The organism is Sphingobium sp. TCM1 (genome assembly GCF_001650725.1).
Taxonomy (GTDB): Bacteria; Pseudomonadota; Alphaproteobacteria; order Sphingomonadales; family Sphingomonadaceae; genus Sphingobium.
In genome coordinates this window covers 1-8,085 of sequence record NZ_LXVX01000031.1, presented here as the reverse complement: position 1 = coordinate 8,085, position 8,085 = coordinate 1, and the positions used below count along the sequence as shown (strand labels likewise).

8 protein-coding genes, 1 tRNA gene and 1 pseudogene are annotated in these 8,085 nt (G+C 60.6%); 4 read left to right on the top strand and 6 right to left on the bottom strand.

The window, feature by feature from the left end; all coding sequences use genetic code 11:
- Positions 1-64 precede the first annotated feature (64 nt).
- The 3 genes from A7Q26_RS16940 to A7Q26_RS16930 are packed head-to-tail and all read left to right on the top strand — an operon-like array spanning position 65 to position 1,856.
- Complete coding sequence (locus A7Q26_RS16940; protein ID WP_066861874.1) at positions 65-283, top strand: hypothetical protein; 219 nt, start codon at positions 65-67, stop codon at positions 281-283.
- Entirely contained in the window at positions 280-945 is a 666-nt protein-coding gene (locus A7Q26_RS16935; protein WP_066861871.1) for a YoaK family protein, read from the top strand. The genes A7Q26_RS16940 and A7Q26_RS16935 overlap by 4 nt, the downstream gene beginning before the upstream one ends.
- 38 nt (positions 946-983) lie before the next feature.
- Positions 984-1,856, top strand: a complete 873-nt coding sequence (locus A7Q26_RS16930) for a fused MFS/spermidine synthase (RefSeq protein ID WP_232313846.1) — start codon at positions 984-986, stop codon at positions 1,854-1,856.
- 278 nt (positions 1,857-2,134) lie between these two features.
- Here the strand turns inward: A7Q26_RS16930 and A7Q26_RS16925 are convergent, their stop codons facing one another.
- From A7Q26_RS16925 to A7Q26_RS26355, 5 genes and pseudogenes are all read right to left on the bottom strand, one after another.
- Entirely contained in the window at positions 2,135-2,518 is a 384-nt protein-coding gene (locus A7Q26_RS16925) for a hypothetical protein (protein ID WP_066861865.1), read from the bottom strand.
- A gap of 412 nt (positions 2,519-2,930) precedes the next feature.
- Positions 2,931-3,155, bottom strand: a complete 225-nt coding sequence (locus tag A7Q26_RS25280; RefSeq protein WP_157102587.1) for a hypothetical protein — start codon at positions 3,153-3,155, stop codon at positions 2,931-2,933.
- Complete coding sequence (locus tag A7Q26_RS16920) at positions 3,152-4,321, bottom strand: patatin-like phospholipase family protein (protein ID WP_066861862.1); 1,170 nt, start codon at positions 4,319-4,321, stop codon at positions 3,152-3,154. Before A7Q26_RS16920 ends, A7Q26_RS25280 begins: the two co-directional genes overlap by 4 nt.
- On the bottom strand, positions 4,318-5,154 hold the full coding sequence (locus A7Q26_RS25695) for an FAD-dependent monooxygenase (RefSeq protein WP_269747265.1): 837 nt from the start codon (positions 5,152-5,154) through the stop codon (positions 4,318-4,320). The genes A7Q26_RS16920 and A7Q26_RS25695 overlap by 4 nt, the downstream gene beginning before the upstream one ends.
- Before the next feature lie 140 nt (positions 5,155-5,294).
- A pseudogene (locus A7Q26_RS26355) lies at positions 5,295-5,432 on the bottom strand (hypothetical protein); the annotation flags it as partial.
- Between the two features lie 754 nt (positions 5,433-6,186).
- Between A7Q26_RS26355 and A7Q26_RS16905 the strand changes: the two are divergent.
- Positions 6,187-7,980 carry a recombinase family protein gene (locus A7Q26_RS16905; RefSeq protein ID WP_332308776.1) on the top strand — a complete coding sequence of 598 codons (1,794 nt, stop codon included), beginning with the start codon at positions 6,187-6,189 and terminating at the stop codon, positions 7,978-7,980.
- Here A7Q26_RS16905 and A7Q26_RS16900 read toward each other — a convergent pair.
- Positions 7,937-8,013: transfer RNA gene (locus tag A7Q26_RS16900), tRNA-Met, on the bottom strand. The genes A7Q26_RS16905 and A7Q26_RS16900 overlap by 44 nt on opposite strands.
- Between the last annotated feature and the right edge of the window lie 72 nt (positions 8,014-8,085).

Below are 8,085 nucleotides of genomic sequence, written 5' to 3'. Positions count from 1 at the left end.
AGATGTGTATAAGAGACAGGTCCACATATGGAACTGCGGATAGTTCGCAGGCAAACGAACTATCATGAAGCTGAGTGACCGTTTCAGGGGATTCCTTCTACTTCAGAACATGATGCTGAAGGATTTCATCCGAGATAGCGTGGCCAATGGGTCGATCGCAACCGAGGATGCAACACGGCTGAACCGGGTTGGAACCCTCAACCTCCAGGAAATTGCCCGGTGGGACAGGGATCTTTCGAGTGGCGGTGGAAGCAAGTCACCCTGCCAAGATCGCGCTGAATGAACCGGTACGACCAAAAAACATGGGGGCTTGCGGCGTGTTTCGCCGCACTCGCAGGTTATGTCGATGCTCTGGGATTCCTCTATCTTGGGGGCTTTTTCGTCTCCTTCATGAGCGGGAATTCGACGCGGCTTGCGGTCGGCCTGAGCACCCATGTCTCGGACGCGGCGACAGCGGCCGGATTGATCGGTTCGTTCGTGATCGGTGTCATGCTGGGTTCGCTTTGCGGCCGGGTCATTCAGCACTCCAGGCACAGCGCGCTGATATACCTTATCGCGGTCATGCTATCGGTGGCGGCGCTTCTCGCCATGTTCGGCAGCAATTGGGCGGCCGCCGCTGTGCTGGCAATGGCGATGGGCGCGGAGAACGCGCTCTTCGAGCGCGATGGAGAGGTTCAGATCGGCCTGACCTATATGACCGGCACGCTGGTGAAGTTCGGGCAGCGCCTGCTTTCCGCGCTGATGGGCGGCGAACGCTTCGGATGGTTGCCCTATTTGTTGCTGTGGATTGGTCTCGTGACGGGCGCCATCCTGGGTGCGCTGATTTATCGGCTTGTGGGGCATTCGGCGATCTGGGTCGCCGCGGGCGCGGCACTGCTTTTGGCGTCATGGCTTCATCACCGGCCGGCACCGCTCGCAGATCCAGCCAGGAAAACGGGCAAATGACTGACGGGTCTCCGCGCCCTGCGGACATCGATCTCGACATGTTTCACGATCTCGTCTTTGGCTTGCGCCTCGAACGCCCAGAGCCTGGCTCGGCTCTTCCTGATCGCTATGGGAGCGCCGGCCATATTCCGATTTCGCTGGACGCGCCCTTCGGCCCAACCGGTCCGATGCTGTTTCGTTTTGGAGACATACTGTCCCTATTATTCGGTTGGTCGACCGTGCAGCGCGGCATGCGGGTCAGTGATCCCGATCATCTCCTGTTCGATTATACGCGCGTGATGATGGGGTTCAGGCTGTTCAGGGCAGCACCCAAACATATCGAGATGATCGGGTTGGGCGGCGGATCCCTCGCCAAGGCCTGCTATCGTTCCCTGCCCGATTGCGACATCACGGTGATCGAGATCGATCCGGACGTGATCGCCCTGCGACAGCAATTCCACATTCCGCCGGACGATCACAGATTTCGCGTCATATGTGCCGACGGCGCCGACTATCTCGCCGCGTCCGCGGGCAGGCCGGATATCCTGTTCATCGACGGCTTCGACAGCAAAGGCCTTCCCCCGACGCTCAGTCGACAGGGCTTTTATGATAACTGTCGCGCGCGTCTCGGTCCTGACGGCCTGCTGGTCGCCAACCTTTGCGACAATTCCATGGCCTTCGCGACGCTCGTTCGTCGCATAGCTGCAAGTTTCGATGGTCGGGTGATCGCAATTCCAGCGGAACGGAGAGGCAATCGCGTCGTTTTCGCCAGCGCTGACCGCGCCTTCCCTCCCTCGTTTGAGATGCTCGGCACTGCGGCGCAATCTCTGTCTTGTCAGGAGATCGTCGACTATTCGATAAAGGCACGGCGGATCATGCCAGCTCTGCGTCGATGGGCGAAGCGTCAGCCACGTTCTCAGATAAGGCTCTGAAACCCTCGCCAGCTTGCGCAGGGCCGGGTGCCACCGCATCAAACGGGGCGCGTGCGGGTTACTTCACCGGCGGTGGGGCGCAGGTGGAAGCCATTGTCGTAAACGCCCGGCAGCTTAAACGATTCGGACCTGAAACAACACGCCGACGATCGCCGGGCAGTGATCCCCACGAGCCATGCGGGCCAGTTCATCGGTTGAGTGATGCTCGTGTCCCTTACCCTATTGCGATGGAATCGCTATCGGGGTGCGATATGGTCTGCTCTCGATAACAGCAACATTCAGGACTGGCTCTCGCGCGGCCGATCATGAAAGAGACGGCCCAGTTCGGTAAAGACTTTGGCGAGATCGTTTCTCGAGGCGCGCTCGGATATCCATCGAACGACGAGCCTCACATTCATCAGCGCGAGGACGGTCTCTTGCGCTTCGGGCAGCTCCCCGCTCACGGTCGCGGCGCGGACCCTGATGCCGCAAGCGACTTCGGCGGGGACCGGCATGAGCGGACCACCCCACGAGATAATCTGTTCGAGATCGAGGCTCAGGTCCTCGGCAAGTAAGCGATAGAGATTCCCGGGCAGGCGGTCAGCATAGATAAGCTTGAGACACCGTTCCAATTCGGCCTCTTCCATGGGGGCCAGGAATTGATGATTGGTCCGTCGCGCCATATCCGTCCCTCGATGTTGCCATTCTGTGATGTCAAGCAGTGACGCTGTTGTTCGCGCTCGCTCATGCACCGCGATCTCGAGTTCGGACGGCCAGGCGGAACGCGGTCCCAACGGTGTCGCCCCCCAGGCGAAAGCACCGACGCGCGTCCGCATCTGCGATGGGATTGCGCTTTCCAGTTCCACTCCTGGCTCTGCCGTGCGCGCAGGGAACATGCGGCCTCTCTGTGAAATATATGGCCCTGGAATAGGACGCGATCACGACAGCCTAGCATCCACATTGGTTCACGTTCAAGCGCGAGGCAATGGGACCGTCGCACTACGGTTGGCCGCGATTGGCAAGACAAGATTTGCCAACCATCTCTCTACCCGACCTCGCCAGTAGCTTGAATTGTGGAGGCAGCACACCGTCCATTCAAGGATCGTGGGGGTTGCGCATCGCGCCTCTTTCCCAATGCTTCTCGTGGCGCTCTGGTTCGGCCCCACGCAGGCATCGCCATCCTTCATCAAGGAAGAACCACGCTGTTGCGCCATGCCGATTGCGCATTTCACGCGAACCCGCGGTATCACGCTCATCCAGCACGATGCCTGCTGCGGAAAAAAGCGCTTCGATCGGGGCCGAAGAATATCCGGGTATCATCGCGTTGGCCCCGTGCCGCGCGTAGAAGCCAGGCAACCATTCTTTGCGTTGCCCTCGCGTTCCCCCATTGCATAGAGTTTACGCATATGTTCGGTGTCGAACAAAGCCGCATCATCATCGGGATCGGGTTCATCGATCGCACATACAGAGAGCCGGATTTTTCGTTCCTGCGCAAAGCTGCGCAGGTCATCGATGCTCGTCCTGTCCGCTTCGCCCAGCACCGTGGAAAGCGCACGCGACACAAGGCTCAAGGTGCGCGGTTTCGACACCTCGAACTTCGGTGCAAGCCGGCCATTATAGAGGATGTAGATCGCCCCTTCCGAACCGTCTGCCCGCGCGTCGACCATCATGTCGCGTGGTAGCAGGAAGAACCCGCTGATCGTGCCGCCATCGACATGAAGTTCAGCGAAATGTTTGCCGTTGACGGTCGCGTCGATCAGGACCGGCGGAAAGGCGCCGGGAATGCTCGCGGACGCCAGCAGCACCTGCCGGAACAGCGCCAGTTTGCGTGGTGAAGCACTCGCGGCTATTGCCCCCATGTCCCAGATGACACCGCGCTGCGCATCGAGATCGGTCGTCATGACCAGCAGCCGCCGGCCCTTGCGGTGTTCGGCGGCGATAAGGTCGAGGAAGTCGGGGGTTATGTAGCGCGCGATCAATGTCTGCAATGGTTTCGTGTCGAGCAGGCCCGATCCGCCCAGCAGGCCGGGCAAGATCCGCTTGCGGTAAATGTCTTTGGCGCTGACATTGGTGTAGATCGCCGTGAGCGCGGTATCCTGGCCGCTGCCCAGAAAAGCGAAGGGCGCAATGAGCGCGCCCGTGCTGACCCCGGTCACCATGTCGAACGCAGGTCGATCGCCACGCCGCGTCCAGGCATTCAACAGCCCGGCTGAAAAGGCCCCTTTGTCGGACCCGCCCGACAAGGCGAGGAAGGTTCTGGGCTTGTCGACTGGAGTGGCGCCGCGATCGGCGATCACCTTCGCAGCCCGCCGGCGGTAGGCATCATCATCGCCTTTTGCCCAGAATCGCACTGGCTCGCCGGGCAAGATGCTCGCCGCGATGCTATCGGCCGATGAATACGGGATGCGGGCGGGCATCGTCGCGCAGCCTGCCAGGGCCAGCAACGACAGAAGCGAGGTGCTACACAGCCGGAGCGCCGGCCTCATGCGGGTTTATGCTCCTGCGACAGCTTGGCGAGGTAGCGACCACCAAGCCTGAGAACGACGCGGCGTAGCACGAAGAAAAAGCCATTGGACGGCACGAAGATCTGCGCCTTGAACCGGACGCCGCGCCGGTGCTTGTCGACGAAGGGACGCATCTTCGCTTCCCAGGCACCGAGTCCCGCCGCGATGTCGCCGTCATGCGCGGCGATGGCCTCGCCCAGTTCATAACCACCGACGATCGCGGCCGATGCGCCCATGCCGGAATAGAGCGTCAGGCACCAGGCCGAATCCCCGACCAACACGATCCGGCCATTGGACCAGTGCGACATCCGCACTTCATTGACCGAATCGAACAGGTAGCTGTCGGTCTGGGCGAGATCATCAAGCGCCTCTTCGACCACACCGCCGCTGTCCATGTCCTTGTAAACCTCGCGCAGCACGTCGACGGGCGGTCGCTTGAACTGCGCGTCGATGTCATTGGTGCGGTAGGTGAACAACGCGGTCGGGGTATGATCCTGCAAGGGGAAGACCCAGAGCGAGCGCTTTCCTTCGTTGAGGATGATGCCATCACCGGCCCGGAAGGTTTCCATTTGGTGACGAAGCTGAAAGGCGCAGATGATCGCGTTGAACGGTCGCATGAATTTTTCGTGCGGGCCGAAGGCGAGTTTGCGGACCGTAGAGCGCAGACCGTCGGCGCCGACCACCAGATCGAACAGTTCATCTGTTTCAGGACCGTCGCCCTGGCGAAGGCGCACGCGCACCTGTTCGCCGTCCCTCGACAGTGCAACCGGGGTGGTCCAAACCGGACGTCGATCTGGCCATCGACGGCGTGCCACAGCCCTTCCTCGATGTCCCCGCGCAGAAGTGTGTCGGGTTTGGTCGGCTGGTCGGCGAAGCCCGCCACGCGGACGCGGGTGCCGTCCTTGGTCAAATGCCAGTTCTGGGATTGCTCGGGCGTGCGGATATGGATGTCGCGCGCCACGCCCAGCTTTTCGGCGGCTTCGCACCCGCTTTCGTGCAGGCCGATGAAATAGCCGCCGGTCCGCCGCTCGGGCGCGCGCTCGACGATGACGGGGTGGTAGCCCTTTTTCCTGAGCGCGATGGCGCTGGCCATCCCGGCGATCCCCAGCCCGACAATCAAGACCCTTGGCGGCATCATCTATCCTTATCTCGTGACGTCGCGGGCAGCACTCCGCTATTTCAGCGGTTCGCCCCCATCATGCGGTCCTGGCAGTTGCAAATGACCTGATATTTTGTCGGCCAGTTCCAACTCCCGGACCACCATATACGTCAGCCTTTTGTCCGAGTTCCCCCATCTTGAATGATAACCCTCTTTCGTTACCGCGGTTGCACTGTCTCGTCGCCGCAACGAAACACGTGCGGCGCGACCCTGGATATCAAAGTCCGCCGCAGAGACAGGCCAAATGCTACGCGCCCACGAGTCTCCCCCGCCTGTATCTTCAGGGCGGGTCGCTTTCCACTGAAGCACAGGCGGGAGGTCCATCGATACGGTGCAGTCGGAACCGAATCGTGGCTCGTTTCGAATAAGGCCTTGGGGTTAGCCTGCATATTGATATCTGGCACCGGCACACCTTGTGCCAGAGGGGCGGCCCGCTGTGCTCATGTCTGCAGGATCATCTGAAGCAGCACACGCTGCACGGTCGTGCTTGGATCGAAGTCCTCCGCCGGACATGATCTTGCCCAAGAAAAAGGCCGGCTCGACGCCGGCCTAGTTAGGAGAGGATGCCTGAAAGGCCAGATTATGCTGCACTTGCGAAGCATATTACGCAAGTGCAAAATGCATACTCCGGAACATTCAGCCGCACTGCCCCGGAAAGTTGCCGCCAATTTGGCCTCCTCAGCAGATCATGTTAAATTTTCCCGATACCCAGGAGACCGAAATGACCCGCGCAGCGCTTTACGCCCGCTATTCCGATGACAAGCAGAGCCCAGCTTCTATTGAGGACCAGTTTTTGGTCTGCCGCGAACAGGCTGCGCGCGAAGGCTGGCGCATCGTCGGTAGTTACAAGGATGCCGCGATCTCGGGTGCGAGCGTCATCCTGCGACCCGGCATTCAGGCGCTGCTCCAGGATGCCCAGATGGGCCGCTTCGATGTCCTGCTCGCTGAAGCGCTTGATCGCGTCTCCCGCGATCAGGCCGACGTGGCAACGCTATACAAGAACCTTCAGTTCGCGGGCGTGAAGATAGTGACCCTGGCCGAGGGCGAGGTTTCGGAACTGCATGTCGGCCTGAAGGGCACGATGAACGCCCTCTTCCTCAAGGATCTTGCCAAGAAGACCCATCGTGGCCTTCGCGGACGCGTCGAGAAAGGCAAGTCCGGCGGCGGCCTTTGCTACGGCTATGACGTCGTGCGTCGTTTTTCCAGCGAAGGTGAGGCAGTTCACGGCGAGCGCACCATCAACGACGCTGAAGCGGAAGTTGTACGTCAGGTGTTCCGCCAGTTTGCCAATGGTCTCAGCCCGCATGCGATAGCCTGCCGTCTCAATGAAGCGGGGATAGCCGCACCGACCGGCAAGCTCTGGACATCGACCACGATTCGGGGTCACTCGAAGCGTGGCACAGGCTTGATCAACAATGAACTCTATATCGGCAAGCTGGTCTGGAACCGCCTGCGCTACCTGAAGAACCCCCAGACCGGCAAGCGTGTCTCCCGTATCAATCCGCAGTCCGAGTGGATCGTTACCGACGTGCCTCATCTGCGGATCCTGGACGACGAACTCTGGCAGGCCGCAAAAGCGCGACAGGAAGATATCGCGATCCAATATGCCGGCGTCATCGAAGCGACGCGCTCGGCCCACAATGCGATGAACCGGACTCATCGCCCCAAGAGCCTGCTGTCCGGCCTTGTCTACTGCGGCTGCTGCGGTGGGTCTTATACCCTTCGCGGGCAGGGGCGGTTTGCATGTTCGAACCACATAGACACGAGAAGCTGTTCCAATGGGCATAGCATTGCGCGCGACAAGCTGGAGGCGCGCGTTCTCGACGGTCTTCGTGACCGGTTGATGAGTCCCGAAGTAGCGGCCGAAGCCATTCGTACCTGCGTCGAAGAAACCAATCGCATCAATCGCCAGCGCCGCGCGACAGACACCGCCGATCGGGCGGAACTCGACAAGGTCCTCAAAGCTATCAAGGGACTTGTGACGCTCGCGACGGAAGACAAGGGAACCCGTTCGCTCGTTGATCAACTGCTCGAACTCGAGGCACAGGAAGACGCCATTCGCGCCCGGCTCGCTGCAGCTCCCGCCGATGTCCCGGACATCCATCCGAATATCTCGGAGATTTACCGGCGCAAGGTGGAGCGCTTTGCGGAAGCGCTAGCGCATCCGGAAGAACGGCAAGAGGCGGCCGATGCGCTGCGCGCGCTTATCGAGCGCATCGTTCTGACGCCCGGCGCCAAACGGGGCGAGGTCAACGCCATGCTGCACGGCGAGTTTGGCACCATCCTCGAATGGTTGGAACGGCGCAATTGGGCCAACACCGACAGCCCCTCCGATGCTTTCGCATCAGGGGGCCCCGGTATGTCGGTTTCTGTGGTTGCGGGAGGGCGATCCAACCGTAACCGACAAAAGCTGGAAAAATCTGGTTTGTCGGTATCGGTGGTTGCGGGGGCAGGATTTGAACCTGCGACCTTCAGGTTATGAGCCTGACGAGCTACCGGGCTGCTCCACCCCGCGACGTTGTTCTGCCTGAGGAGGCAGTTTTTTGCAGCAAAAAGGGGCGGCCTGTTTTACGGGCCGCCCTTTTTG